A 25648-nucleotide genomic window follows, 5' to 3' on the forward strand; every position below is an offset into this window, starting at 1 on the left:
ATCAGCGTGGATCACTCCCCAGCGCACGAAGCCCCGGCGCACGAAGCCCCAGCGCACGAAGCCCCGACGGACGACACCGCGATCGGCCGAGCCCGGACCGAGCCCGCCCCCGGGCGGCGCGCCACGATCCGCGACGTCGCGCGCGAGGCGGGCGTCTCCCGCCAGACCGTGACCCGCGCGATGAACGACATGTCGGAGATCAGCGCCGCCACCCGGGAGCGCGTGCTCGCCGTGAGCGAGGCCCTCGGCTACGTCCCCAGCCGGTTCGCCGCGAATCTGGCGCGGCAGAAGAGCGTGGCGATCGGCCTCGTCATCACGTCGCTGCGGAACCCCTACTACACCGATCTCGCCGCCGATCTGCTCGAGGAGTTCGCCGCGCGCGGCTGGCAGGTCGTCGTGGTCGCCGAGTCGCACGGCGCGGAGGACCGGATCGTCGCCGACCTGTCCGCCCAGGTCGACGCGATCATCGGCTACTTCCCGCGGGCGAGCGTCGAGTCGATCCGCCGGGCGGCCAGGGGGGTGCCGGTCGTGCTGATCGAGCGCGAGGCCGAGCTACCCGGCGCGCACTCCATCGCGGTCGACTTCGCGCCGGGGATGCGCGAGCTGGTCGACGGACTGCGCGAGCGCGGGGCGCGCAGCATCGGCATGATCGATCACGCCGAGCGCGGCGGCTACGCGGCGAGCGAGCGCTGCCTCCGCTACGCGGAGTGCCTCGAGCCCGGCGAGGTCGCGCTCGTCACCTCGGGCCAGGAGACGATCGAGGGAGGCGCCGCGGCGTTCGGCGAGCTCGTCGCCGCGCACCCCGGCGTCGACGCCGTCATCGCGTTCAACGACATGATGGCGATCGGGGCCCTGCAGCGGGCGAGCAGGCTCGGCCTCCGGGTCCCGCAGGACGTCCGCATCGCCGGCATCGACGGCCTGAGCATCGGGGCGGCGATGATCCCGAGTCTGACCTCGCTCGCGATCGACCGCGCCCGCATCGCCCGCTCCGCCGCCGCGATGCTGTCCGAGCTGCTCACCGGCGGGAGCGGCCCGACGCCGGCCAGGGAGCCGGCGCCGTCGCCGGCGCAGTCGATCGTCATCACGCCCCGCCCCGAGTGGCGCGACAGCGCCTGAGCCGAGCGCGGTCACTGCTGCGCGGTCACTGCTGGGCGGCCGTGTACAGGTCGTACGCCCGCTGCAAGACATCGCCCATCAGCGTATGGTCTCTCGGAAGCCGCCCCTCGGCTCAGGCGCGGCGTGCACGCGCGATGGCGCGCTCAGCCCGCGGCGATCGCGAACAGCCCGCCGATGCCGACGGCGTAGAGGACGAGCACGATCAGCGAGTCGACCCCCATGCCGGCGATCCGGCGCGCGGGCCGGAAGATCAGGCCCACGACGTAGACGAGGGTGAGCAGCGCCGCCAGTGCGGTGAGGTAGATGTCGGACGCGCCGGCCTGCGGGAGGACCGCGTCGCCGGAGAGGACGGTCGCGACCAGGAAGAGGACGGGGAGGAACGCGTTGCCGCCGAAGATGTCGCTGACGGCCAGCTCGTCGTCGCCCTGCTTGATCGCCTGGAGCCCCGTCGAGATCTCCGGGAGCGAGGTGGCCAGCGCGAGGACCGTCGCTCCGAAGAGCACCCCGGACAGGCCGAGCTGCGACGACGCGGCGTCGCCGGCCCGCTCGAGCACGACTCCGGCCACGAGCGTCGCGGCGGCGGAGATCGCGAAGACGAGCGCCGCCCTCCGCGTGCTCATCGGGTGCGTCTTCCTGTCGCGGGAGGGGCGGGGCGTCGCGTCGGGCGCGCGGCCGTCCTCGTGCCAGGGCAGGTGGTGGCCGGCGCGCTGCACGAGCAGGAGGCCCACCACCCACAGTCCCGCGATCAGCACCACGTCCGGCGTGAGGCGCAGCACCTCGAGACCGGACGGCAACTGGCTCCCGGCGATGACCACGGCGAGCACCGCCACGACGACCAGCCCCTCGAGCACGAGCGTGAGCGACGCCGCCCGGTAGGTCAGCGGCTTCACTCCCTTCCCCCGCCTTCCGAACGCGTCGAGCACGACCAGCACGACGGTCTGCAGGGCGATGCCGCCGAGGATGTTGCCGACGGCGACGTCGAGGTTCCCCGACAGGGCGGCGGAGACGGTGATCGCGATCTCGGGCAGGTTGGTCGCCACGGCCAGCACGATCAGGCCGCCCAGCGCGCTGCCGAGGTGGAGCCGGGCGTCGAGCACGTCGGTCGCCTTGGAGAGCTGGATGCCGGCGACCCAGACCACGGCCGCGGCGGCGGCGAAGATCAGGGCGAGCACGAGGAGAGGGAGACCGTCCATCCCGAGAGTGAAGCGCGCCGGCGGCCCGCGCGAGACCCCCTTGCGCAGCGGCCGAACAGCGCTCGTGCGCAGCGCGGTCAGCCCCGGTCGAGGGTCGTGCTCGGGTACTCGCCGAAGCGGGCGGTGTACGCGCCCGCGAAGCGGCCGAGGTGGCCGAAGCCCCAGCGCCGGGCGACGTCGGCGACCGTCGCGCTCCTCGGGTCGCCGAGCCGCAGGTCCGCCCGCACCCGGTCGAGCCGCACGTCGCGGAGGTACTGCAGCGGCGTGGTGCCGAGCAGGCGACGGAAGGCGACCTGGGTGCCACGGACGCTGAGGTGCGCGGCGGCGGCGATCTCGACGGGCCCGATCGGGAGGTGGGCGCTCTCGTGCACGAACTCCACGGCGGCGCGGATGCTCCCGTTCCGCGGCGCGAGCAGCACCTCCGGCAGCGCGGCGCCCTCCGGCGGGTAGAGCTCGAGGAAGGCGGCGGCCGCGCGGCGCGTCAGCCGGTCCCAGAGCAGGGTCGTCACCCGTCCCGTCCGCACGGCGGTCGAGATCTCGCCGACCACGCCGTGCCAGCGGGCGGAGGCCTCGGGGGTCACGCGGCGGAGGTGGTCGAAGCGCAGCGCGCCCGTGCTGCGGTAGCCGCGCTCGCGGGCGACGCCGGCCACCCGCTCCCGGCCGAGGTGCACGAGCTTCTGGTCGTAGTCGGTGTAGGAGAAGACGAAGGGGCGGTGCGCGGGGTTCAGCTGCGGGACGCCGCGGCGCATCGGCAGCGCTCCGCGGTCGACGTCGACGATCGCGCGGCCCTCGACCAGCCACTGCACGACGTAGTCGCCGCCCGCCGGGTCCTCACCCGCGGCGCGACCGCGCATCTGCGAAGTCCGCAGCGTCATCACCGGATCGCCGAGCGCGGCGTAGCGGTAGGAGAAGGGCTGCTCGGTGGGGGCGACGGACCAGCCCCGCCCCGCATAGAAGCCGGCGAGCACCTCGGAGGCGCGCGCGATGTCGCTGCCCACCGCCTCGATCCGGAGGGTCCCGCGACCCTCGGGCCCGGCCTCGGGCGCCGGCTGCTCCTGCACCGCCATCGGCTCGCCTCCGTCCTCTCCCGCGGCCTCCGGAGAGCGGACGAGGAGTGCGCTGAGCGGACAGCCCGGGCCGGAGCGGGGCTCGGGCTCGACGGTACCGTCTCCCTGAGAACCGGATAATCCGGGGCCCCGGGAGGTCGTCGTGGACGAGAGCCAGCGCAGGACTCTGCTCCTGCTCGCCGTCCACGCGCTCGCCGAGACCGGGGCGGCGCGGGCCGGCGCGTTCACGCTCCTCGGGAGCGGCGCCGACGCCGAGCAGCTCCGGCGGCTCGACGACGACTGCCGCGCCCTCGCCGACGAGGGGCTCCTGGTGCGGAGCGACCGCGCGTCCGGCTCCTGGACCGTCGCGCTGACGCCGGCGGGGCGCGCGCGCTGCGCGGCGCTCCCGGGTGCTGCACAGCCCTGCCCGCCGCAGACCGGCTCGCCGTAGATCGGCCCGCCGTAGACTGGCCCGACATCATGCGCAGACTCACCTCGACCCCGCGTCCCGACTGGCGGGCCCGGTGCGACGAGGTCGGCTTCAGCTTCTACGACCTGCCGTCCGAGGGCGGCCGGCCCTACTGGAACGAGTCCGCGGCCTACGCGTTCACCACCGCCGAGATCGAGCTGCTCGAGCGGGCGACGCAGGAGCTGTTCGACCGCTGCATGGACGCGTGCGAGCACGTCGTCCGCACCGGCCGTTTCGCCGAGTTCGGGATCCCGGAGCGCTTCCACGAGCTGGTCCGCACCTCGTGGGACGAGGACGACCCGACGGTCTACGGCCGCTTCGACCTCGCCTACGACGGCGACGGCACTGTGACGCTGCTCGAGTTCAACGCCGACACGCCCACCTCGCTGGTCGAGACGGCCGCCGCGCAGTGGCAGTGGCTCGAGGAGACGCGCGGCCCGGAGGCCGACCAGTTCAACAGCCTGCACGAGCAGCTCGTCGAGCAGTGGCGGCACCTCCGCGTCGACCGCTGGCGGCTGGACGAGGGCGCGCGACTGCACCTGGCCTCGCTGCACGACTCCGGCGACGGCGAGCTGATCGTCGAGGACGCGGACACCGTCGCGTACATGGCCGAGACCGCGGCGCAGGCCGGCTTCGATCCGAAGCTGATCTTCGTCGAGGACATCCGCTACGAGCTCGACGGCGCCGGCTTCCTCGACGCCGACGGCGAGCCGATCCGGCGGATCTTCAAGCTCTACCCCTGGGAGTGGCTGCTGGCCGAGCAGTTCGGCGGACTGCTGCTCGACCGGCGCGAGCGCACCCGCTGGGTCGAGCCGGCCTGGAAGCTGCTGCTCAGCAACAAGCAGCTGCTCGTCGTGCTCTGGGAGCTCTTCCCCGGCCACCCGAACCTGCTCCCCGCCTCCGTCGAGCCGCTGGCCGGCGTCGCGCAGGTGCGCAAGCCCCGGCTCGGCCGGGAGGGAGCGAACGTCACGATCCTCGACGCCGACGGCTCGATCGTCGCGGAGAACGGCGGCGCCTACGGCGAGGAGGGCTTCGTGCACCAGGCAAGGGCCGACCTCGTCCGCATCGACGGCCGGACGGTCGTGATCGGCAGCTGGATCGTCGGCGAGACGCCGGCCGGCATCGACGTCCGCGAGACCGGCGGACCGATCACGGGCGACCTCGCGGAGTTTGTGCCGCACTTCATCGAGGCGCCGGCGTTCGGCCACCCCGAGCACGGCCACCCCGAGCACGGCCGCCCCCAGGACACGCGGCCCCAGGACGCGCGCGAGAACCGCCCGCAGGACGAGGAGATCCGATGACCACCCCCGACGACCGTCCCCAGGACGCTCCCGGCGACACCGCGGGCGATACCGCCGGCACCACCCGCACGCGGCGCCGCTCCGGCGATGTCGGCATCAGCGGCATCGCCTCGAAGCGGCGCGGGCTCGTCATCGGCGGCGTGGTCGCCGTCGGAGTGCTCGGCCTCGCCGTCGCGCTCAACGCCGCGAACCCGTCGACGGACGGCGTCGTCACGACCGGTGCCGACGGCCAGGACTACGTCATCCCCGAGAACGCCGAGCGGCCGGTCTACGCGAGCCGGGAGGACTGCCTCGCCGACGTGCGCGAGCAGATCGCGGCGCTGGAGGCGCAGGGCGAGCCGGTCGGCGACGACCCGGAGCAGCTCTGCGAGGCGACCGACGAGTACCGCGGGCACTACGCCGGCGGCGCCTGGATCGGCCCGCTCATCTTCGCGTCCTCTCGCTGGAGCTCGACCCGGGCGACGAGCTGGGCGCCGGTCACCTCCGGGGGCTTCGCCGCCCGCGGGGCGACGCAGCCCGACGTGGTGCAGAAGGCACCGGCCGGAGCGACGGTCGGCAGCAAGGCGACCCTCGCCGGCGGCTTCGGCGGCACGGGCAAGTCCGGCTTCGGCTCGCACGTCGGCGGCTGAGCCGCCGACCGGAAGGAGCAGTGGCGGCTGAGCCGCCGACCGGAAGGAGCAGTGGCGGCTGAGCCGCCGGCACCGCGTCAGCCGCGCGCGGCCCGCAGGGTGTCGATCGAGGCGCGCGCGTCGCGGCGGACGTCCTTGTCCGGGTCGCGGAGCATCCGGGTGAGGGTCTGCTCGACGCTCGCGGCGAACTCGCCCTTCTCGTCGCGCCCCGAGCCGATCCCGGCGACCGCGACCGCGATCAGCGCGCGGGCCCCGGCCGAGCGGACCCGCGGGTGCTCGTCGGTGGTGAGGCGCGCCAGCTTCTTCTGCCCGCCGAGGACGCGCTCGGCGCAGACCCGCGCGCACATCTCGCGCACCCGCCAGGCGGAGTTGACGAGTCCGGCGACGACGGCGTCGGCCGCCTGGTCGTCCCAGACGTAGAGGAGCGCCCGCGCGCCCCACAGCTCGGGCCAGTAGAGCGACGGAGCGCCCTGCAGCACGCCGGCCGCGTGCTCGCCGCCGACCGTCAGCAGGAACGACTCGCCCTCGTAGCCGCCGCCGAGCAGTGCGGCCGACCGCAGCGCGACGGTCCGCTCGCCCTCGCGGGCGACCTGGGCGCGCAGGCGCTCCTCGAGGGGATCGGTGAGGGTGACGGAGGGTTCGCTGTCGGAGGCCATAGGGGTCCCAGCGTAGTCGCGCCGCCTCCCCGGGGCGGCGGATGCAGCGGCCGACAGCTGTCCGCTAGCGTGGCGCCATGTCCCGCACCCTGCGCTTCGGCGCCACCGCCGCCCTCGTCGTCCTCCTCGCCGGCTGCTCCTCCCCCGCCGGCTCCGGCGACGACGCCGATGCGCTCGACGCCGCGGCGGCCACCGGCGAGAAGATCACCGGCACCGGCTACGCCTACTCCGTCCCCGAGGGCTGGGGAGCCCCCGACACCGACCCCGCCTCGATGGGCGCCGACACGCTCGCCGCCGACCTCGCCGACACCGACGGCTTCGCCGACAACGTCAACGTCGTGCTCAGCCCCGCCGGCGAGGTGACCGCCGACCAGGTCGAGTCGGCCGGCGTGACCGAGCTCGAGACCGCGGGCGCCACCGATGTCGAGACGAACGACCGCGTCGTGGTCGCCGGCTCCGAGTCCGCGCACCTGAGCGCGACGCTCGCCGCGTCGGGCACGTCCTACAACGTCGAGCAGTACTACGTCACCGACGACGGGCAGACCTACGTCGTCACCTTCTCGTTCAGCCCGACCGTGGACGACGACGACCGCGAGGCCGTCGCCGAGTCGGTGCTGGCCTCCTGGTCCTGGGCCTGATCGGCAGCCGCGCCTGATCGGCAGCCGCGCCTGATCGGGCGCTGGGCCTGATCGGGCAGCGGACCTGATCCGCCCGCCCGCGCCTCAGCCGCGCGGGCGGAGCAGGAAGTCGACGTGCCCGAGCACCGACGCCGCGTCGAGCGGACGCCGGCCGACGACCGGCAGCACGATCGAGCCGAGGATCGAGAGGCCGAGCTCGTCGACCGGCGCGTCCGCCGGCAGCTGCCCGGCCCGCACGGCCTTCGCGAAGCGGTCGGCGAGCGTCTGGTCGACCCCGAAGGCGTTGCCGAGCCGCTCCCCCACCGCAGCGTCCTCCGCCCCGGCCGCGATCAGCGAGCGGATCAGCGACGCGCCCGTCTCGGTGGCGGCGAGCTCCAGGATCGGCCCGAGCCACGCGCCGAGATCGCGGCGCAGATCGCCGGTGTCGGGCAGCTCGACCTCGATCGCGACGAGCCGGCCCTCGATCATGCAGTCCGCGATCAGCGCGCCGCGGGAGGGCCACCAGCGGTAGACCGTCTGCTTGGAGACCCCGGCCTCCTTCGCGATGCCCTCCATCGTGAGGTGGTCCCAGCCCTGCTGCACGAACAGCCGCGCGGTCGCCTCGAGGACCGACTCGCGGGCCGCGGCACTGCGGACGGGTCCGCTCCGATGCTCCGTCATGGCCCGAGCGTACCGCCCGCTAGACGAGACGTCGCGTATGATCTAGCGACCGTTCCCCCTCTCGACTGGAGCTCCCGTGGCCTCCCTGCTCTTCCGTCTGGGCATCTTCGCCGCTCGTCGCGCCTGGGCGGTGATCGTCGCCTGGGTCGTGATCCTCGGCGTCTCGGTCGGCGCCTTCCTCGCGGTCGGCGGCACGCTGACCAACAGCTTCGACATCCCCGGCACCGCCTCCGGCGCCGTGACCGACCAGCTCGCGGAGAAGCTGCCCGACACCGCGGGCGGCACCGGCACCGTGGTCTACCGCACCGACGACGGGTCGGCGCTGACGGCGGAGCAGGAGGCCGCGATCTCCGCTCTGGCCGCCTCCGCCGCCGATCTCGAGGGCGTCGCCGCGGTCGTCGACCCCTTCGAGGCACGGCAGTCGCAGCTCGACGGCGCGCAGCAGCTCGCCGCCGGCCGGGCGCAGCTCGCGGCCGGGCAGGAGCAGCTCGCCGCCGGCCAGGCGCAGCTCGATGCGGGGCAGGCGCAGTTGACCGCGGGCCAGGAGCAGCTGACCGCGGCCCGCGAGCAGGCGGTCGCCGCCGGCGCTCCCGAGCAGCAGCTCGCCGCCCTCGATGCCCAGCAGGCGCAGCTCGATGCGCAGCAGGCGGAGCTGACCGCGCAGCAGTCCGCGCTCGACGCCTCGCGCACCGAGCTCGAGGCCGGCGCCGAGCCGCTCGATCTCGGCGAGGAGCTGCTCTCGCTCGCCGACGGGATCGGCGTCGTCTCGGCGGACGGCTCGACCGCGATCGTGAACGTCTCCTTCACCGAGCCGAGGCTCGAGCTCCCCGAGGAGGTCAAGCAGGGCGTGATCGACCACTTCGAGTCCGCGCCGGTCGCGGGGGCCGAGGTGAGCTTCGCGACGGACCTCGCCCAGGGCGTCCCGCAGATCTTCGGCGTGGGCGAGGCGATCGGCCTCGTCTTCGCCGGCGTCGTCCTGATCGTGATGCTCGGCTCGCTCGTCGCGGCCTCGCTCCCGATCGTCACCGCGCTCGTCGGCGTCGGCGTGGGCGTCACCGCCTCGCTCTCCTTCTCCGGCGTCATCGACATGGCCTCGGTCACGCCGGTGCTCGGCGTGATGCTCGGCCTCGCCGTCGGGATCGACTACTCGCTCTTCATCGTGAACCGGCACCGGAAGCAGCTGCTCTCGGGCGTCGAGGTCCGGGAGTCGATCGGGCTCGCGAACGGCACCTCCGGGACCGCCGTCGTCTTCGCCGGGTCGACCGTCGTGGTCGCACTGCTCGCGCTCACCGTCACCGGCATCCCGTTCCTCGGCCTGATGGGCGTCGTCGGCGCCGTCTGCGTCGCGGTCGCGGTGCTGATCGCCGTCACCCTCGCCCCGGCGATCCTCGGTCTGCTCGGCACGCGCCTGCTGCGCCGGAAGGCCCGCTCGGCGAGCGTGCACCACGCGGCGGCGAAGACGGTCGCGCCGATGTCGACGCTGCGCGCGGTGCTCACCGTCGTCGGCACCGTCGCGGTGCTGCTCGTCATCGCGGTCCCCGCGCTCTCGATGCGCCTCGGCCTGCCGGACGGCTCGAGCGAGCCCGAGGGCTCCACCAGCGCCCGCAGCTTCGAGATCGTCGGCGACGAGTTCGGCGCCGGAGCCAACGGACCGCTGCTCGTCACCGCGACGGTCCCGGGCGGAGTCGCCGACGACGCGCTGCTCGCCACCCAGGTCGACGTCGCCCGCACGATCGCCGACCAGGCCGACGTCGTCGCCGTGGCGCCGATCGCCGCCTCGGACGACGGCACGCTGCTCGCCTTCCAGGTGCTGCCCACCGACGGCCCGAACAGCGCCTCCACCGAGGCGCTCGTGCAGGACCTGCGCGCCCTGCCCCCGGTGGACGACGACATCGTCCTCGGCGTGGCCGGCCAGGCGGCCACCAACATCGACATCTCCGAGGGGCTGAACGACGTGCTGCCGACCTACCTCGCGGTCGTCGTCGGGCTCTCCCTGCTGATCATGATCCTGGTGTTCCGCTCGCTGCTGGTGCCGCTGATCGCGACCCGCGGGTTCATCCTGTCGCTGTTCGCGACCTACGGGCTGATCGTCGCGGTCTTCCAGTTCGGCTGGGGCGCCGACCTGATCGGACTGCACTCGACCGGGCCGATCCTCAGCTTCCTGCCGGTGATCCTGGTGGGCATCCTCTTCGGGCTGGCGATGGACTACCAGCTGTTCCTCGCCTCCGGGATGCGCGAGGCGTACGTGCACGGCGCGAGCGCTCGCCTGGCCGTGGCGCAGGGCTTCCAGGCCGGCAAGGCGGTCGTGATCGCGGCGGCGCTGATCATGGTGGCCGTCTTCGGCGGCTTCATCTTCTCGGAGTCGACCATCATCCGCTCGATGGGCTTCGGCCTCGCCTTCGGCGTGCTGCTCGACGCGTTCGTGGTCCGGATGCTGCTGATGCCCGCGCTGATGCACCTGCTCGGCCGCTCCGCCTGGTGGCTGCCGCGCTGGCTCGACCGGCTCCTGCCGGACGTCGACCTGGAGGGGGCCGCGCTGGAGCGGACGCACCCGCACCCGGCCGCCTGAGCCCCCCGGCTAGATTGGCGGGGTGACTGCCGCTCCGGACACCCGCGCCTGGCACCGGTCGCCGGCCACGCCCGACCAGCGCCGGGCGGACGTCGCGACCGCCGCCGCCCTCTTCGGCGCCGCCGTGCTCTCGCTGGTGCTCGGCCGCGCGATCGGGCTGTTCCCCGAGCCCGCCTCGCCCGCGCTCAGCATGGCGGTGCTCGCCGTCGTCGTCCTCCCGCTCGCCTTCCGGCGGACGGCGCCCGTCCCCGTCCTCGCGGTGACCGGCGCCGCCTTCCTGCTGGTCGGCGAGCTGAAGGTGCCGGAGCTGACGATCAGCAACATCGCGCTGTTCACGGCGCTGTACAGCGTCGGCGCCTGGGAGCAGAACCGGACGCGGGCGGGCTGGGCGCGCGGCGTGCTGGTGACGGTGATGGCGGTCTGGCTGCTGATCACCTTCTTCCGCGCGAGCACGCAGGACCTCGACTTCGACGGCGAGGGGATCGGCGCGCTCACCCCGGTCGCCGCGTACCTGCTCCAGCAGATCCTGATCAACGTGCTCTACTTCGCCGGCGCCTGGTGGTTCGGCGACCACGCCTGGGCCTCCGCGCGCCAGCGGGCGCTGACCGCGCTGCGCACCCGGCAGCTCGAGGACGAGCGGTCGACGGTCGCGCGCCAGGCGATCGCGATCGAGCGGCTGCGGATCGCCCGCGAGCTGCACGACGCCGTGGCGCACCACGTCTCGCTGATGGGCGTCCAGGCCGGAGCGGCGCGGATGCTGGTCGACACCGAGCCCGCGCGGGCGCACGAGCAGCTGCAGGCGCTCGAGGGCACCTCGCGCGCGGCGGTCGGCGAGCTCTACCAGCTGCTCGGCACCCTCCGCGACGAGGACTCCGTCGTCGATCCGGTCACCGCCTCGCTCGGTCTCGCCGCCCTCCCCGCGCTGGTCGAGGACGCCGTCGCCTCCGGACTCCGCGTCGAGCTCGAGGAGGTGGGCGAGCCGGTCGAGCTGCCGCCGCTGGTCGGGCTCAACCTCTACCGCATCGCCCAGGAGTCGCTCACCAACGTGCTCACGCACGCCGGACCCGGCACCCGCGCGCGCCTGCACCTGCGCTACGAGGGCGACTCCGTCGAGCTCGAGGTCGCCGACGACGGACTCGGGCGCCCCGGCCCGCGCCGGCAGAGCGGCGGACTCGGGCTGCTCGGGATGCGCGAGCGCGCGGCGACGATGGACGGAGTGCTCGATGCGGGGCCGCGGACCGGCTCCGGCTGGGTCGTCCGCGTCCGCGTGCCGCTCCCGGTGCGGGCGTGAGCGCCGCGAGTGCCGTCCGCGTCGTCCTCGTCGACGACCACGCGCTGATGCGCCAGGGCATCCGCACCATCCTCTCGGCGCAGCCCGGCATCGAGGTCGTCGGCGACGCGTCCAGCGGCGAGGAGGCGCTCGACGTCATTGCGCGACTCCGCCCCGACGTCGTCTGCATGGACGTGGAGATGCCGGGGATCGGCGGGCTGGAGGCGACTCGGCGCCTCCTCCTCGAGCCGGAGACGACCGTGCAGGTGCTGATGCTGACGACGTTCGAGCGCGAGGACTACCTCGTCGCGGCCCTCGAGGCGGGAGCGAGCGGCTTCCTGCTGAAGAACTCGCCGCCGGAGCGGCTGGTCGCCGGGGTCCGCGCGCTCGCGGCGGGCGACGCGCTGCTCGCGCCGGAGCTGACCCGAGCGGTGATCGCGCGCGCCGTCGCCCTCGGGCGCGACCCCGCCGTCACACCGAGCGGCACCCCGCCCGAGAGCCTCACCACCCGCGAGACCGAGGTCCTGCGACTGCTCGCGCGGGGGCTCTCGAACGACGAGATCGCCGAGCGCCTCGCCGTCGGCCGGGCGACCGTGAAGACGCACGTGTCGAACGTGCTCACCAAGCTCTCGCTGCGCGACCGGGTGCAGGCGGTCGCGTTCGCCTACCGGACCGGGCTGGTGGATCCGAAGCGCGAGTCGAGCGCTCCTCCGCCGTGAGGCGGAGAGCGCCGCTCACTCCCGCGCGGGAGGCGCCGGCGAGGCCCCCTGCCTAGCGTGGAGGGGTCAGTCGGATCCGAGGAGGTCGCATGCTCAGCGTGCAGAACATCAGTCGCAGCTTCGGTGCCCACCGCGCCGTCGACGACGTCAGCTTCGACGTCGGCCGGGGGCGGCTCACCGGCTTCGTCGGCGGCAACGGCGCGGGCAAGACCACGACGATGCGGATGATCCTGGGCGTCCTCCGTCCGGACTCCGGCGCGGTCACGCTCGACGGCGCACCCGTGAGCCAGGCCGCCCTGCACGGCTTCGGCTACATGCCGGAGGAGCGCGGCCTCTACCCGAAGATGGAGATCGGCGAGCAGCTGGCCTACCTCGCGCGTCTGCACGGCATCGACAAGACGACCGCTGTCCAGCGCGCCGACGACCTGCTCGAGCGGCTCGGCCTGCTCGAGCGCCGCCGCGACAAGCTGGAGGCGCTCTCGCTCGGCAACCAGCAGCGCGTGCAGGTGGCGGCCGCGCTCGTGCACGACCCGGACGTGCTGATCATGGACGAGCCGTTCTCGGGCCTGGACCCGCTCGCGGTCGACGAGGTCGTCGCCGTGATCGCGGAGCACGCCGCCCGGGGCATCCCGGTGCTGTTCTCCTCGCACCAGCTCGACGTGGTCGAGCGGCTCTGCGACGACCTGGTGATCATCGCCGGCGGCCAGGTGAAGGCGGCGGGCGAGCGCGAGGCGCTGCGCGAGCAGTACTCCGGCGACCGCTGGTCGCTCGAGCTCGACGGCGACGCGGGCTGGGTCCGCGGCGTGCCGGGTGTCGATGTGGCGGAGCTGGCCGGGCGGTCGGTGCTCTTCCACGCCGACGCGGCGGCGGCCGACGCCGTGCTGCGCGCGGCCCTCGAGCGCGGCACCGTGTCGTCGTTCCGGCCCGTGCGGCCGACCCTCGGAGAGATCTTCCGGGACATCGTGGTGAGCGCGCCCGAGCGCGCCGAGCAGAAGGCGGAGGCGGTCCGATGACGACCAGCGGCAGTACGAGCAGCGGTATCACGAGGAGCTTGGGACCCGGCACCGGCGCCCAGGACGGCCGGTTGAGCACCTGGGGCGCGACGCTCCTGGTCGCCGAGCGCGAGATCCTCTCGCAGATCCGCTCGAAGGCGTTCATCATCTCCACCGTCATCACCCTCGTGCTGGTGATCGGCGGCATCGTGCTCTCGAACGTGCTCGGCAGCCGCGCCGCCGACGCGACCCCCGTCGCGGTGGTCGGCTCGGCCGCCTCCTCGCTGGCCGCCGCCGACACCCTCGACGTCACCGAGGTCGCCACGGCCGCGGAGGCGGAGGAGCTGGTGCGCTCCGGCGAGGTCGACGCCGCGCTCGTCCCGAGCGATGACGCAGTCGGCTTCTCGATCCTCGCCCTCGACGAGGCACCGGAGGGACTGGTCTCCGCGCTCTCCGCGAGCCCCGCCGTCGAGCTCCTCGAGCCGTCCGAGACGCCGTCGGGCCTGCGCACGCTGATCGGCCTGGCGTTCGGGCTGGTGTTCATGCTCGCCGTGCTCGGCTCGGGCGCGACGATCATGCAGAACACGGTGCAGGAGAAGCAGTCGCGGATCGTCGAGATCCTGCTCGCCGCGGTGCCCGCGCGGGCGCTGCTCGCGGGGAAGATCCTCGGCAACTCGGTGATCGGCGTCGGCACGGCCGCCGCGATCGCGGCCGCGTCGGCGCTGGGCCTCGCGATCACGGGGCAGACCGAGCTGCTCGACCTGCTGTCGGCGCCGCTGATCTGGTTCGTGGTGTTCTTCGTCTTCGGCTTCGTCCTGGTCGCGAGCGTCTTCGCGGCCGGCGCCGCGCTCGTCTCGCGGCAGGAGGACACCGGATCGGTGATGACCCCGGCGATGATGCTGGTGATGGTGCCGTACTTCGGCGTCGTGCTCTTCGGCGACAACCCGCTGGTGATGACGATCCTGTCCTACGTGCCGTTCAGCGCACCGGTCGCGATGCCGGTGCGGCTGTTCTTCGGCGAGGCGGACTGGTGGGAGCCGCTGCTCTCGCTCGGGCTCCTCGTCGTCGCCACCGCCGCCGTGATGGCCGTCGCGAGCCGCATCTACACCAACTCGCTGCTGCGCATGGGCTCCCGAGTCCGCCTCCGCGACGCCCTGACCGCGAGCTGACGGGCGCCGGCGGGGACTGCGAGGCTGCTCGCGCTCCTCGCTGATCGAGTAGCCCGCGCAGCGGGCGCATCGAGATCCACGCCCACCGGACGTACCGGTGACGGCGGGTCTCGATACGCCTCGGCGCGCCCTACCAGCCGGACGGGCCCGCGCTGCCGGCCTCGTACTCGTCGAGCGGGGTGCCGCCCTCGGCCCAGTGCGAGAGCACGGGAGTGACGATGCGCCAGCACTGCTCGGCGACGGCGCCGGGGACGGACAGGAGGGTGTCGCCCTGGAGGATGCCGGCGAGGACCTGCGCGTAGGGGTCGAGCGTGGCGGTGCCGGGCTGCGCCTCCAGCGTGACGCGCTCGACGTCGGTGAGGTCGTCGGCGCTGTTGACGAGGAGGTCGAGGCTCACGTCGCCGCCCTTCAGCGACATCCGCAGGACCGTGCCCGCGTCGTCCTCGCCGGAGCGCAGCCCCCGCGGCGGGGTGGCGGGGCGGAAGTGCACGGCGACCTCGTGGCGCGGGTCGCCGATCGCCTTGCCGGAGCGGAGGACGAACGGCACGCCCGCCCAGCGGGGCGTGTCGACCTGCAGCAGCAGCTGCGCCAGGGTCTCGGTGCCGGCCTCGGGGTCGACGTCGGGCTCGTCGACGTAGGAGGGGAAGAAGCGGCCGTCGACGCGGCCCTCGGTGTAGCGGGCGCGGCGCGCGGTCGCCGGGTCGTCGCGCCAGAGCCGGACGGCGCCGAGCACCTCGGCCATCCGCTCGTGCACGTCCTGCGGCGAGACCTCGTCGGGGCGCTCCATCGTGGTGAGCGCGAGCACCATCAGCAGGTGGCTCTGCAGCATGTCGCGGAGGGCGCCGGTGCCGTCGTAGAAGGCGGCTCGGCCCTCGATCCCGAGCGTCTCGTCGTAGACGATCTCGATCTTCTCGATCTGCTCGGCGCTCCAGCTCGACTCGAGGAGGCGGTTGCCGAAGCGCAGGCCGAGCATGCCCATCACGGTCGCGTTGCCGAGGAAGTGGTCGACGCGCCAGAAGCGGTCCTCCGGGATCACCGGAGCGAAGGCGGCGTTCAGCGCGATCGCGTCGTCGAGGTCCTCGCCGAACGGCTTCTCGATCGCGACGACCAGGTCCTCCGGCAGGTCGAGCTCCGACAGCGAGGCGGCGACCTTGTGCCCCATCGCCGGCGGCAGCGCGACGTAGAGCACGGGCGAGGAGGTGCAGGCGTCGAGCAGCGCCTTCAGCTGCTCCGGGTCCGAGGCGTCGGTCGCGACGAAGCGGGCGCGGGACACGAGTCCGTCGACCGTGTGCGCGGCGATGCCGGCGGCCTCGAGGCTGCGGCGGACGAGTCCCTGCCACTCCTCGTCGGTCTGCGGGGTGCGGGCGGCGCCGATCAGGGTGAGCTCGGAGTCGCGGGCCAGCTCGGCGACGCGGCCGAGACCGGGGAGCAGCAGCCGCTCGGTGAGGTCGCCTCCCGCGCCGAGGATCGCGATGCTGCGCTCGGCGCGCTCGAGTGCGGTGGCCTCGGGGATGCCGATCGGGTCGGTCATGGTGTCTCCTCTGCGTCGGTGAGCGTCGTGGGGCGTGCTGGGGGCGTGCTGGGGGCGTGGTCACGCTAGCCGACGGGAACAGCGCGACCGCTGAGTACCGGGTCGGTGCCGGTACCGGATCGGTGCCGGTACCCGGTCAGTGCCCGGCGTCGGTGCCGAGCTCGGCCGCCTGCTCGCTCTCGCGGGTGGCTGCGAGGGTCGCCAGCAGCCGCAGCGCATCCGCCGACGGGGTGCCGGGGCGGGCGGTGTAGGCGAGCAGCGTGAGGTCGCTGTCGGAGTCGAGGGTCATCGCCTCGTAGTCGAGGTCGAGGTCGCCGACGAGCGCGTGGTGCAGCCTCTTGGTGCCGGTGCGGTGGAAGCGCACGTCGTGCTTCGCCCAGCGGGTGCGGAAGGTCTCGCTGCGCGTGGACAGCTCGCCGACCAGGTTGGACAGCTCGCGGTCGTAGGGGTTCCGGCCGGCGGCGGAGCGGAGGATCGCGACGACGTCGTCCGCCGACTTCTCCCAGTGCGGGAAGAAGTCGCGCGAGCGCACGTCGAGGAAGACGAACCGCGCGGTGTTCGGCGGCCCGTAGGGGCTCGCGATCATGTCCGCGTAGAGGGCGCGGCCGAGCGCGTTCGTCGCGAGCAGGTCGTGCCGGTCGTTGCGGATCCAGGCGGGGGCCTCGGTGATCGCGTCGAGCAGTCGCTGCACACCCGCCGTCACGTGGCCGGTCGTGGCGGTGCGCCGCTTCGCGGGCGCGAGACTCGCCGCGCGAGCGAGATCGAGGAGGTGCGTCCGCTCGGCCTCGTCGAGCTGCAGCGCCCGGGCGAGCGCGTCGAGGACGCTCTCGGAGACGCCGGCGAGGTTCCCGCGCTCGAGGCGGTTGTAGTAGTCGACGCTGACGCCGGCCAGCATCGCGACCTCCTCGCGGCGCAGCCCTGCGACGCGCCGGTTCCCGCCGTACGCGGGCAGTCCCGCCTTCTCGGGGGTGATGCGGGCGCGCCGCGTCGTCAGGAACTCGCGGACCTGGCTCGGCAGGCCCACGCCGTCCGCTCCCCCGCCGCCGCTACCCGCGCCGCCCGCTCGCGCGACGTCGGCGCTCATGCCTCGGGGATGGAGCGCTCGTAGAACGCCGGGCGCTCGACGTCGGGGTCGGGTCCGCTGCGGACGCCGGTGTCGAGGGCGTCGATCCGGGTCAGCTCGTCGTCGCTCAGCTCGAAGTCGAAGACATCGAAGTTCGCCGCGATCCGCTCGGGGTTCGTCGACTTGGGGATCGCGGAGCGGCCCTGCTGCAGGTGCCAGCGGAGCATCACCTGCGCCGGGCTCTTGCCGTGCTCGGCGGCGATCGCGCCGATCGTCGCGTCGTCCATCACGCTGCGGCGCTCGTCGCCCCAGCCGGGGTAGAAGGTGATGCCGCCGATCGGCGACCAGGCCTGGGTGAGGATGCCGCGCTCGGCGTCCTCGCGGCGGAGGTCGGGCTGGCTGAAGTACGGGTGCAGCTCGACCTGGTTGACGGCGGGGATCACGTCGACCTCGGCTAGCAGCCGCGCGAGGTGCGCGGGCGTGAAGTTGCTGACGCCGATCGCGCGGACGCCTCCGTCGGCGAGCAGCTTCTCGAGGGCCCGGTAGGCGGCGATCGTGCTGTCGAAGTGCGCGGGCACGGGCTGGTGCAGGATCAGCAGGTCGAGCTGCTCGACGCCGAGCTTGCCGGTCGCCTTCTCGAACGCGTGCAGGGTCTCGTCGTAGCCGTAGTCGGTGACCCAGACCTTCGTCTCGATGAACACGTCGGAGCGGTCGATGCCGGAGCGGCGGATGCCCTCGCCGACCTCGCGCTCGTTGCCGTAGGCGGCGGCGGTGTCGATGTGGCGGTAGCCGGCCTCGAGGGCGGACTGCACGGCGGCGGTCGTCTCCTCGGGGGCGCTCTGGAAGACGCCGAGTCCGAGAGCGGGGAGTGTGACGCCGTTGTTGAGGGTGAGGTGCAGGGTCATGCCTCCACGCTAGGACGCCGACGGCCGCGGAGGGAGGGGCTGGCAGTACACGGAAGAGCGGGGTCTCCCGCGGGCGCGGAGACCGCGCTTTCCTGGGTGCGACCGCCCACGATCAAGGAGAACCCCATGGAGTACCGCCCGCTCGGACGCACCGGAGTGTCCGTCAGCCCGCTCGCCCTCGGCACGATGATGTTCGGCCCCTGGGGCAACGACGACCGCGCCGACTCGATCCGCGTCATCCACGCCGCCCTCGACGCCGGGATCAATTTCGTGGACACCGCCGACGTCTACTCCGGCGGCGTCTCCGAGGAGATCGTCGGCGAGGCCCTCCAGGGCCGCCGCGACGACGTCGTCCTCGCCACCAAGTTCTTCATGCCGATGGGAGACGGACCCAACCGCTCCGGCGGCTCGCGGAAGTACATCATGCGCGCCGTCGAGGACTCGCTCCGCCGCCTCGGCACCGACTACATCGACGTCTACCAAATGCACCGCCCGAGCCCCACCACCGACGTCGAGGAGACCCTCGGCGCCCTCACCGACCTCGTCCGCCAGGGCAAGGTCCGCTCGATCGGCTCGTCCTCCTACTCCGGCAGCCAGATCGTCGAGGCGCAGTGGGCCGCCCGCGAGCGCGGACTCGAGCGCTTCGTCACCGAGCAGCCGCCCTACTCGATCCTCGTCCGCGGCATCGAGGCGGACGTGCTCCCCGCCACCCAGCGCCACGGCATGGGCACCCTCACCTACAGCCCGCTCGCCGGCGGCTGGCTCTCCGGACGCTGGCGCAAGGACGCGGCGGGGACCCCGACCTCCTCCGCCCGGCCGAGCGCCCGCTTCGACATGAGCACACCGGCCAACCAGCGCAAGCTCGACGTGGTGGAGGAGCTCGCCCTGCTCGCCGACAGCGCGGGTGTCCCGCTGATCCAGCTCGCGATCGCCTTCGTGATCCGGCACCCCGGCGTCACGTCCGCGATCATCGGGCCGCGCACCCTGGAGCAGCTGCAGTCCCAGCTCCCCGCCGCCGACGTGGTCCTCGCCGCCGAGGTGCTCGACCGCATCGACGAGCTGGTCGCGCCGGGCGTCACCCTCAACCCGGACGACACCAGCTACGGCGCGGTGGAGCTGACGCCGTCGGCGCGCCGCCGCTGAACAGGGGTCCCGCGAGTCATCAGGGGGAGGGCGCCGAGGACCAGTAGTCCGCGCGGAGCTCGAGCAGCGGACCGCGGACGTCGGAGCCGAGCCGGATCGTGCGCGGGTCCCAGAGGTCGCCGAGCAGGCGGACCTGCGGATCGGTCCCGAGGGCGCGCTCGAGCTCCTCGGGCGTCGTGCCGTCCGGCGGCCGCACCGAGACGACGAGCCAGCAGCCGCCGGACGCGCACTCGGCGCTCTCCCCGACGACCGCACTGCCGGCCGGCAGCGGAATCGCCGCGGCGGGAGGCACGTCGCCCTCCGTCGCTCCGAGGAACAGGAGGGCGTACCGCCCGAGGAGCAGGAGGATCGCCGCGACGAGCACCGTCACGGTGAGGCCGAGGACGGGCACGTGGCGTTCGCGCGGCGGGGTCGCGGGGGTCACGGGGGTGTCGCCGGGGCTCCGGCTACAGGCCCGCCGGCTTCTCCGGGGTGCGCAGCCAGGTGTCGAAGAAGGCGGTGAGGTCCTGGCCCGAGACGGACTCGGCGAGGGACTGCAGGTCGGCGGTCGTCACGTTCCCGTAGCGGTTCTCGGCGGCCCAGCGCTTCAGCAGCGTGCCGAACGCGTCGTCGCCGAGGGTGCGGCGCAGCTCGACGAGGGTCAGGCCGCCGCGGGCGTAGATCGGGCTGTCGAAGAGGCCGGCGGCGCCCGGGTCGGCGACCTCCGTCGCCCAGAACGGGTCGTCCGCGGGGATCGCGGCGACCTCGGCGGCCGACTCCTCGACGGTCGGCCCGCCGTCGTGCTCCGCCCACAGCCATTCGGCGTAGGTGGCGAAGCCCTCGTTGAGCCAGATGTCCGCCCAGACGCGGGGCGTCACGCTGTCGCCGAACCACTGGTGCGAGATCTCGTGCGCGACCGTCGACGTGTCGGCGCCGCCCGAGTAGAACGAGCGGCCCTGCGTCTCGAGGGCGTAGCCGATGTCGTCGTCGTCGACGACGGCGCCACCGGAGCGGAAGGGGTACGGCCCGAAGACCTGGGTGAAGTAGTCGATGATGTCGCCCTGCCGCGCGAGCGCCGCCTCGGTGGCCGCGCGGGTCTCGCCGGTGATGTCGCGGTCGACGGCGTCGATGCTCAGCACGCCGCCGGCCCGCGAGCGCACCAGGTCGTAGTCGCCGATGTTCACCATCGCGAGGTAGCTCGCCATCGGACTGGTCTCGACCCAGCTGGAGGTGGTCCAGCCGCCGCGGGTGACGGGCGAGCCGACCGGTGCGCCGTTCGCGACGGCGGTCCGACCCTCCGGGACCGTGAGGGTGAAGGAGTAGCGCGCCTTGTCGGCCGGCGAGTCGTTCACCGGGTACCAGGTCGAGGCGCCGTCGGGCTCGCTCGCGACGAGCGCGCCGTCGTCGGTCGACCACCAGCCGTAGGGAGCGCCGGTCGCATCGACCGGGTTGCCGGTCGTCCCGGCGTAGCGGATGTCGACGAGGGCCGGCGCGCCCTTCTTCAGCGAGCGGGCCGGCGTGATCGTCAGCTCGTCGCCGGCCTGCGCGAACGTCGCGCCGCGGCCGTTGACCGAGACCTTCGAGACCGTGAGCCCGCGCAGGTCGAAGGAGAACGCGCTGAGCTCCGTCGTCGGCGCGAGGGAGATCACGGCGCGGCCGGTCAGCGCGCGCGGCGCGGGATCGTAGGTGAGGAAGAGGCTGTAGGTCAGCGCGTCGAAGCCCGAGCTGCCGAGGCCGGGGAAGTACGGATCGCCCGAGCTGGTGCCCCCGGCGGTCCCCGCCTTCGCGGCGGAGGCGGGAGCGGCGGCCGCGGCCGGGGCCGCGACGAGGGCGGCGGCGGTGAGGAGCGCGGCGGCGGCGAGCGCACTGCGGCGGCGGCGGGACATCATCCTGGGCATGCCGCACACGCTAGTCCTCCGGGCGGCGTTCGGCCTCGGGTAGCGTTCGGGGGTGCTCACCCCCTACGACGACCGCGGCGACTTCCTCGCCCAGGCGCACGAGGTGACCCGCGCGATCGTCGCCGAGTTCGACGAGCTGCCCGACGAGAGCTGGGTGGGCCTGCTCCGGACCTTCCCCGAGAACGGCTGCGAGTCCGCCTCCTGGGTGGTCGGCAGCATCCTCGCCGAGCTCGGCTTCGGCGACTGGGTGATGGTCGGCCGCTCCGACCCCGCCGGCTCGGGCCGGCACGTCTGGCTGGAGCAGCGCGACGCGGCCGGCGGCGTCCGCTACACGGTCGACGCCTCGATCCACCAGTTCGACGGCTTCACCGAGCTGCAGACCGGCCGCGGCGCCCTCGCCGCGCACGCCCGCTGGCCGGGCCGGGAGTGGGAGACGCCGATCCGCACCTCCGCCCGCCGCTACGCGCACCCCGTCTACGCCGGACCGCTCGCCTGGACGCGGGAGCGGCTGCTCTAGACGGCCGCTCCAGACGGCCGGTCTAGACGGCGGGCGCGCGACGCTCGAGCGCCGCCGCCAGATACGGCGCCGTCACGCTGCCCTCCGCCCGCGCCACCTGCTCGGGCGTGCCGGTCGCGACGACCGCTCCCCCGGCCTCGCCGGCGCCCGGCCCGAGGTCGACGACCCAGTCCGCGTCGGCGACGATGCGCATGTCGTGCTCGACGACGATCACCGTGTTCCCGGCGTCGACGAGGTGCTGCAGGTGGCTCAGCAGCCGGTCGGCGTCGGCGGGATGCAGGCCGGACGTCGGCTCGTCGAGCAGGTAGAGCGTGTCGCCGCGCTGCGCCCGCCGCAGCTCCGAGGCCAGCTTCACCCGCTGCGCCTCGCCGCCGGAGAGCTCCGGTGCGGGCTGGCCGAGCGCGACGTAGCCGAGGCCCACGTCGAGCAGCGCGTCGAGGTGGAGGCCGATCTCCGCCTCCTCCGCGAAGACCTCGCGCGCCGCCGTGACGCTCAGCGCGAGCACGTCGGCGATCGACCGTCCGTTCCAGGTCACCTCGAGCGTCTCGTCGTTGTAGCGCGAGCCGCCGCACGCGGTGCACGGCGCCTCGACGGTGGGCAGGAACAGCAGCTCCACCTCCATCGTCCCCTCGCCCTTGCAGACCGGGCAGCGCCCGCTGGGCAGGTTGAAGGAGAAGCGGCCCGCACCGTAGCGCCGCCGCCTCGCCTCCGGGGTCGCCGCGAACAGGGCGCGCACCCGGTCGAACAGCCCGGTGTAGGTGGCGACGTTGGAGCGCGAGGTGCGGCCGATCGGCGTCTGGCTGACCTGCACGACGCGCCGGAGCCGCTCGGCGGGGCCGCTCGCGCGGCCGGTGGTCGCATCGGCGGACGGCTCGAGCAGCGGATCGTCGGCGGCGCGGTCGTCCGGTGCGTTCTCCGCCGTCTCCTCCGCCGTCTCCTCCGCCAGGTCCGCCCGGAGGCTCGCCCGCAGCAGATCCGGCAGCGCCCGGTTCACCAGCGTCGACTTGCCCGAGCCCGAGACTCCGGTCACCGCGGTCAGCGCCCCGAGCGGGAACGAGACCGACAGCCCGCGCAGGTTGTTGCGGGAGACGTCGGTCAGCCGCACCTGCGCGTCGGGCGTCCGCCGCGCGGGCAGCGGCGGCACCGGGTCGGCGGTCTCGGGGAAGAGGTAGCGCCGGGTGACCGAGTCGGCGGCGTCGCGCAGCCCCTCCGGCTCGCCCGAGTAGACGACCGTGCCGCCGCCGGTGCCGGCCGCCGGCCCGATGTCGACGATCCAGTCCGCCGCGCGCACGACCTCGAGCGAGTGCTCGACGAAGAAGACCGTGTTGCCGCTCGCCCGCAGCGCCCGCAGGATGCCCAGGAGCGCCTCGGTGTCTGCCGGGTGCAGCCCCGTCGACGGCTCGTCCAGCACGAACACCACGCCGAACAGGCGCGAGAGCACCTGGGTGGCGAGCCGCATCCGCTGCAGCTCCCCCGAGGACAGCGTCGGCGTCGACCGGTCCAGCGACAGGTAGCCGAGCCCGAGATCGACGATCGGCGCCATCCGGGAGACGAGGTCGGAGACGAGCCGCTGCGCCGCGAGCCGCGTCTCCGGGGCGGGCGCCGCGCCTCCCGCCGGCACCCAGCCCGGCTCGAGCACCCGCCCGAGCAGCGCGGCGAGCTCGCCGAGCGGCAGCGCCGAGAGCTCGGTGATGTCGAGTCCCTCGAAGGTGACGGCGAGCGCCTCCGGCTTCACCCGCTTGCCGTGGCAGGCGGGGCAGGCGACGCTGACGAGGAAGCCGGCCGCGCGCTCGCGCATCCGCGCGCTCTTCGACCCGGCGAAGGTGTCGAGGACGTAGCGCTTCACGCCGAGGAACGTGCTCATGTAGCGCGGCTCCTCGCCCGCGGCGACGGCGGCGCGCACCTCCGCCGGCCCGCGATCGGTCCACACCGGCACCTGCGGCGACTCCGGCGTGTGCAGGATCCACTCCCGCTGCTCGGCGGGCAGGGTGCGCCAGGGCACGTCGATGTCGTAGCCGAGCGAGATCAGGCTGTCGCGCAGCTGCTTGCCGTGCCAGGCCGTCGGCCAGGCCGCGAGGGCGCCGTCGCGGATCGAGAGCGAGTCGTCCGGCACCATCCGCTCCACCGGCACGTCGTAGACCCGGCCGATGCCGTGGCAGGCCGGGCAGGCGCCCTGCACGGTGTTCGCGGAGAAGTCCTCGGCGAGCAGCATCGGCGCGCCCGCGGGATACGTCCCCACCCGGGAGAACACCATCCGCACGACCGAGGAGAGCGTCGTCGCGCTGCCGAGCGTCGAGCGCGCCGAGCCGCCGGAGCGCCGCTGCGGCAGGGCGACGGCGGGCGGCAGTCCGTCGATCGAGTCGACGTCGGGCACCCCGACCTGGTCGATCAGCCGCCGCGCGTAGGGCGCGACCGACTCGAAGTAGCGGCGCTGCGCCTCCGCGTAGAGGGTGCCGAAGGCGAGCGAGCTCTTGCCGGAGCCGGACACCCCGGTGAAGGCGACGAGCGCGTCGCGCGGGATGTCGACGTCGACGTCACGGAGGTTGTTCTCGCGGGCGCCGCGGACGCGGACCCGGTCGAGGCGGTGGTCGTCGGGAGTCGGCGCAGTCATCCGACCAGCCTGCCCTGTCGCGATGTGCGCTGTCCCGATGTGCGCTGTCCCGATGCGGGCTCAGTCCAGGGTGGGGCGGTAGGAGCGCACGACCGGCGGCGCGGCGACCGCCTCCCGCTTCACGACGTCCAGGCGCTGCAGCAGCGCGGGGATCGTCGGCGTCATCTCGAGTCGGACCTCGAGCTCGCCGTCGCGCCCGGGCAGTGAGAAGGCGACCTGGGCCGCGGAGGCGCTCCAGAGCAGCCGCTCGCGCAGGGGCTTCGCGGTGGCGTCGTCCGCGAGTCCGCCCACCTCCTTCAGCACGGCGGCGAGGCGGCGGGCGCGCACGTCGGCCGGCACGTCGCTCAGGAGGTTGGGGCTGAACAGCCCGCCGCCGGAGAGCTCCTCCGCCCGGGAGAGGTCGCCCTCTCCGACGATCGCCGCCTCGACGGCCTCCGCGGCGGCCAGCGTCGACGGGTGCAGCGTGATCGTGCGCGCCGGCGGGGCCGCGTCCTCGAGCGCCGCGCGGAGCAGGCCCGCGGCCGCCGCGGCGAGCTTCGCGCCGTTCGTGGTCGCGAAGACCACGACGCCCAGGCCCGACTCCAGGTGCCAGCGCATGTTCGACGACCAGCCGGGCAGCCCGCCGGAGTGGTGCGCGATCGCTCCGAAGCGGACGTCCTGCTCGATCACGAGACCGAAGCCGTAGGCGGAGCCGTCGAGCGTCGGCTCCTCCGCGCGGGCGCTGAGCGCCGGCACCGGCGTCCAGCCGCGCTGCATCTCCCGGCGGGAGGCGCGGCTGAGCACGGCGTCGTCCGCGTCGGAACCGTCGGCGCCCTCGAACGCCGACGACAGCCAGGCGCTCCAGCGCGCGATGTCGCCGACGGCGCTGAACATGCTCGCGGCGCAGGCGCCCACGCCGGCGCCGGTGTAGGGGCGGGTCGTCCAGGTCGCGCCCTCGTCGAAGCTGCTGAAGCCTCGCGCGAGGTCGATGCCCTCGGGATACGCACCGACGTCGTAGCGCGTGCTCGAGAGCCCGAGCGGCTCGAGCAGCGACCGCGTCGCGAAGGCGACGAAGTCCTCGCCCGTCACGTTCTCCACGATCACGCCGAGCAGCCAGAAGCCGATGTTGGAGTACTGGTAGACCTCGCCCGGCCGCTCCGTGAAGGTCAGCCCGCGCGCGATTAGCGCGAGGAACTCCGCCCGCGGCATCGCCATCACGTGATCGGCCCAGCCGTTGTCCTCGGGCAGCCCCGAGCAGTTGCTGAGCAGCATCCGGAGCGTGACGGGCAGCGTCCGGCCCGAGCGGTCCACCGGGTCCGCGAACTCCGGGACGTGCGCGCTGACGAGGTCGTCGAGGCCGAGCAGCCCGCGATCGCGGAGGATCAGCACCGCGGCCGCCTCGAAGCTCTTCGACATCGAGGCGATGCGGTGCACGGTGCCCGCCGCGGGCGTCGCGCCGTCGAGCCGGTGCTCCCCGCGACCGTGCCGGGCGATCAGCCCGTCGCGGTCGAACAGCGCCCAGCTGAGCGACGGCGCGACCGGCGCCCCCTCGTCGAACCCGTGCGCGAATCGGTCGAGGAGCTCCGGAGTCATCC

The 25648-nt window shown here is 74.0% G+C and carries 23 protein-coding genes; 12 read left to right on the forward strand and 11 right to left on the reverse strand.

Translation table 11 applies throughout. The features are described 5' to 3' along the window. The first annotated feature begins 6 nt into the window (after window positions 1–6). Window positions 7–1116 carry a LacI family DNA-binding transcriptional regulator gene (locus tag GSU72_RS10310; protein WP_159984931.1) on the forward strand — a complete coding sequence of 370 codons (1110 nt, stop codon included), beginning with the start codon at window positions 7–9 and terminating at the stop codon, window positions 1114–1116. Between the two features lie 143 nt (window positions 1117–1259). Here GSU72_RS10310 and GSU72_RS10315 read toward each other — a convergent pair whose 3' ends face one another. Together GSU72_RS10315 and GSU72_RS10320 are read right to left on the reverse strand one after the other, a co-directional pair. Beyond that, complete coding sequence (locus GSU72_RS10315) at window positions 1260–2309, reverse strand: sodium:calcium antiporter (RefSeq protein ID WP_159984932.1); 1050 nt, start codon at window positions 2307–2309, stop codon at window positions 1260–1262. A 77-nt stretch (window positions 2310–2386) separates the two neighbouring features. Further along, a complete protein-coding gene (locus GSU72_RS10320) occupies window positions 2387–3376 on the reverse strand; it encodes an AraC family transcriptional regulator (protein ID WP_159984933.1) in 990 nt (329 codons plus the stop codon). 142 nt (window positions 3377–3518) lie between these two features. On the opposite strand from GSU72_RS10320, the gene GSU72_RS10325 reads away from it, so the two are divergent. From GSU72_RS10325 to GSU72_RS10335, 3 genes are read left to right on the forward strand one after another with little or no spacing between them, the layout of a single operon-like run. Continuing rightward, window positions 3519–3806 (forward strand): hypothetical protein, encoded by a 288-nt coding sequence (locus GSU72_RS10325; protein WP_159984934.1) that lies wholly within the window; start codon window positions 3519–3521, stop codon window positions 3804–3806. Between the two features lie 29 nt (window positions 3807–3835). Further along, window positions 3836–5125: a glutathionylspermidine synthase family protein gene (locus GSU72_RS10330; RefSeq protein ID WP_159984935.1), complete on the forward strand. Its 1290-nt coding sequence runs from the start codon at window positions 3836–3838 to the stop codon at window positions 5123–5125. Then, a complete protein-coding gene (locus GSU72_RS10335; RefSeq protein ID WP_159984936.1) occupies window positions 5122–5754 on the forward strand; it encodes a hypothetical protein in 633 nt (210 codons plus the stop codon). The genes GSU72_RS10330 and GSU72_RS10335 overlap by 4 nt, the downstream gene beginning before the upstream one ends. A gap of 77 nt (window positions 5755–5831) precedes the next feature. Here the strand turns inward: GSU72_RS10335 and GSU72_RS10340 are convergent, their stop codons facing one another. Then, complete coding sequence (locus GSU72_RS10340) at window positions 5832–6410, reverse strand: HEAT repeat domain-containing protein (protein ID WP_244255755.1); 579 nt, start codon at window positions 6408–6410, stop codon at window positions 5832–5834. A 77-nt stretch (window positions 6411–6487) separates the two neighbouring features. Between GSU72_RS10340 and GSU72_RS10345 the strand changes: the two genes are divergently transcribed. Next, the gene (locus tag GSU72_RS10345) at window positions 6488–7048 is read left to right on the forward strand and encodes a hypothetical protein (protein WP_159984937.1); all 561 of its coding nucleotides are present in this window, start codon (window positions 6488–6490) and stop codon (window positions 7046–7048) included. Window positions 7049–7132: 84 nt separating this feature from the next. Here the strand turns inward: GSU72_RS10345 and GSU72_RS10350 are convergent, their stop codons facing one another. Beyond that, the gene (locus GSU72_RS10350; protein ID WP_159984938.1) at window positions 7133–7708 is read right to left on the reverse strand and encodes a TetR/AcrR family transcriptional regulator; all 576 of its coding nucleotides are present in this window, start codon (window positions 7706–7708) and stop codon (window positions 7133–7135) included. Window positions 7709–7784: 76 nt separating this feature from the next. Here GSU72_RS10350 and GSU72_RS10355 point away from each other — a divergent pair, with 76 nt between their 5' ends. The 5 genes from GSU72_RS10355 to GSU72_RS10375 all read left to right on the forward strand — a co-directional run bounded on the left by GSU72_RS10355 (window position 7785) and on the right by GSU72_RS10375 (window position 14427). Further along, complete coding sequence (locus tag GSU72_RS10355; protein ID WP_159984939.1) at window positions 7785–10277, forward strand: MMPL family transporter; 2493 nt, start codon at window positions 7785–7787, stop codon at window positions 10275–10277. Window positions 10278–10299: 22 nt separating this feature from the next. Then, entirely contained in the window at window positions 10300–11568 is a 1269-nt protein-coding gene (locus GSU72_RS10360) for a histidine kinase (RefSeq protein ID WP_159984940.1), read from the forward strand. Continuing rightward, entirely contained in the window at window positions 11565–12266 is a 702-nt protein-coding gene (locus GSU72_RS10365; protein WP_159984941.1) for a response regulator transcription factor, read from the forward strand. Before GSU72_RS10360 ends, GSU72_RS10365 begins: the two co-directional genes overlap by 4 nt. Before the next feature lie 89 nt (window positions 12267–12355). After that, the gene (locus tag GSU72_RS10370; protein ID WP_159984942.1) at window positions 12356–13279 is read left to right on the forward strand and encodes an ATP-binding cassette domain-containing protein; all 924 of its coding nucleotides are present in this window, start codon (window positions 12356–12358) and stop codon (window positions 13277–13279) included. A 38-nt stretch (window positions 13280–13317) separates the two neighbouring features. Beyond that, window positions 13318–14427, forward strand: coding sequence for an ABC transporter permease (locus tag GSU72_RS10375; protein ID WP_244255756.1), 1110 nt, complete (start codon window positions 13318–13320; stop codon window positions 14425–14427). Window positions 14428–14557: 130 nt separating this feature from the next. Here the strand turns inward: GSU72_RS10375 and GSU72_RS10380 are convergent, their stop codons facing one another. The 3 genes from GSU72_RS10380 to GSU72_RS10390 form a co-directional block, all read right to left on the reverse strand. Then, on the reverse strand, window positions 14558–15958 hold the full coding sequence (locus GSU72_RS10380) for a glucose-6-phosphate dehydrogenase (RefSeq protein ID WP_159984944.1): 1401 nt from the start codon (window positions 15956–15958) through the stop codon (window positions 14558–14560). Window positions 15959–16094: 136 nt separating this feature from the next. Beyond that, a complete protein-coding gene (locus GSU72_RS10385) occupies window positions 16095–17042 on the reverse strand; it encodes a helix-turn-helix transcriptional regulator (protein ID WP_208545047.1) in 948 nt (315 codons plus the stop codon). Then, complete coding sequence (locus tag GSU72_RS10390) at window positions 17039–17926, reverse strand: aldo/keto reductase (protein ID WP_159984945.1); 888 nt, start codon at window positions 17924–17926, stop codon at window positions 17039–17041. The genes GSU72_RS10385 and GSU72_RS10390 overlap by 4 nt, the downstream gene beginning before the upstream one ends. Before the next feature lie 126 nt (window positions 17927–18052). On the opposite strand from GSU72_RS10390, the gene GSU72_RS10395 reads away from it, so the two are divergent. Further along, window positions 18053–19069: an aldo/keto reductase gene (locus GSU72_RS10395; protein WP_159984946.1), complete on the forward strand. Its 1017-nt coding sequence runs from the start codon at window positions 18053–18055 to the stop codon at window positions 19067–19069. 19 nt (window positions 19070–19088) lie between these two features. Here the strand turns inward: GSU72_RS10395 and GSU72_RS10400 are convergent, their stop codons facing one another. Both GSU72_RS10400 and GSU72_RS10405 read right to left on the reverse strand, forming a co-directional pair. Next, window positions 19089–19493 (reverse strand): hypothetical protein, encoded by a 405-nt coding sequence (locus GSU72_RS10400; RefSeq protein WP_159984947.1) that lies wholly within the window; start codon window positions 19491–19493, stop codon window positions 19089–19091. Between the two features lie 22 nt (window positions 19494–19515). Continuing rightward, window positions 19516–20946: a M1 family metallopeptidase gene (locus GSU72_RS10405; protein WP_244255757.1), complete on the reverse strand. Its 1431-nt coding sequence runs from the start codon at window positions 20944–20946 to the stop codon at window positions 19516–19518. Between the two features lie 52 nt (window positions 20947–20998). Here GSU72_RS10405 and GSU72_RS10410 point away from each other — a divergent pair, with 52 nt between their 5' ends. Then, entirely contained in the window at window positions 20999–21463 is a 465-nt protein-coding gene (locus GSU72_RS10410; RefSeq protein WP_159984948.1) for a hypothetical protein, read from the forward strand. Between the two features lie 22 nt (window positions 21464–21485). Here the strand turns inward: GSU72_RS10410 and GSU72_RS10415 are convergent, their stop codons facing one another. Together GSU72_RS10415 and GSU72_RS10420 are read right to left on the reverse strand one after the other, a co-directional pair. Beyond that, entirely contained in the window at window positions 21486–24074 is a 2589-nt protein-coding gene (locus GSU72_RS10415; protein WP_159984949.1) for an excinuclease ABC subunit UvrA, read from the reverse strand. Window positions 24075–24134: 60 nt separating this feature from the next. Continuing rightward, a complete protein-coding gene (locus tag GSU72_RS10420) occupies window positions 24135–25646 on the reverse strand; it encodes a serine hydrolase domain-containing protein (protein WP_159984950.1) in 1512 nt (503 codons plus the stop codon). Between the last annotated feature and the right edge of the window lie 2 nt (window positions 25647–25648).

Source organism: Rathayibacter sp. VKM Ac-2760, assembly GCF_009834185.1.
Lineage (GTDB): Bacteria > Actinomycetota > Actinomycetes > Actinomycetales > Microbacteriaceae > Rathayibacter.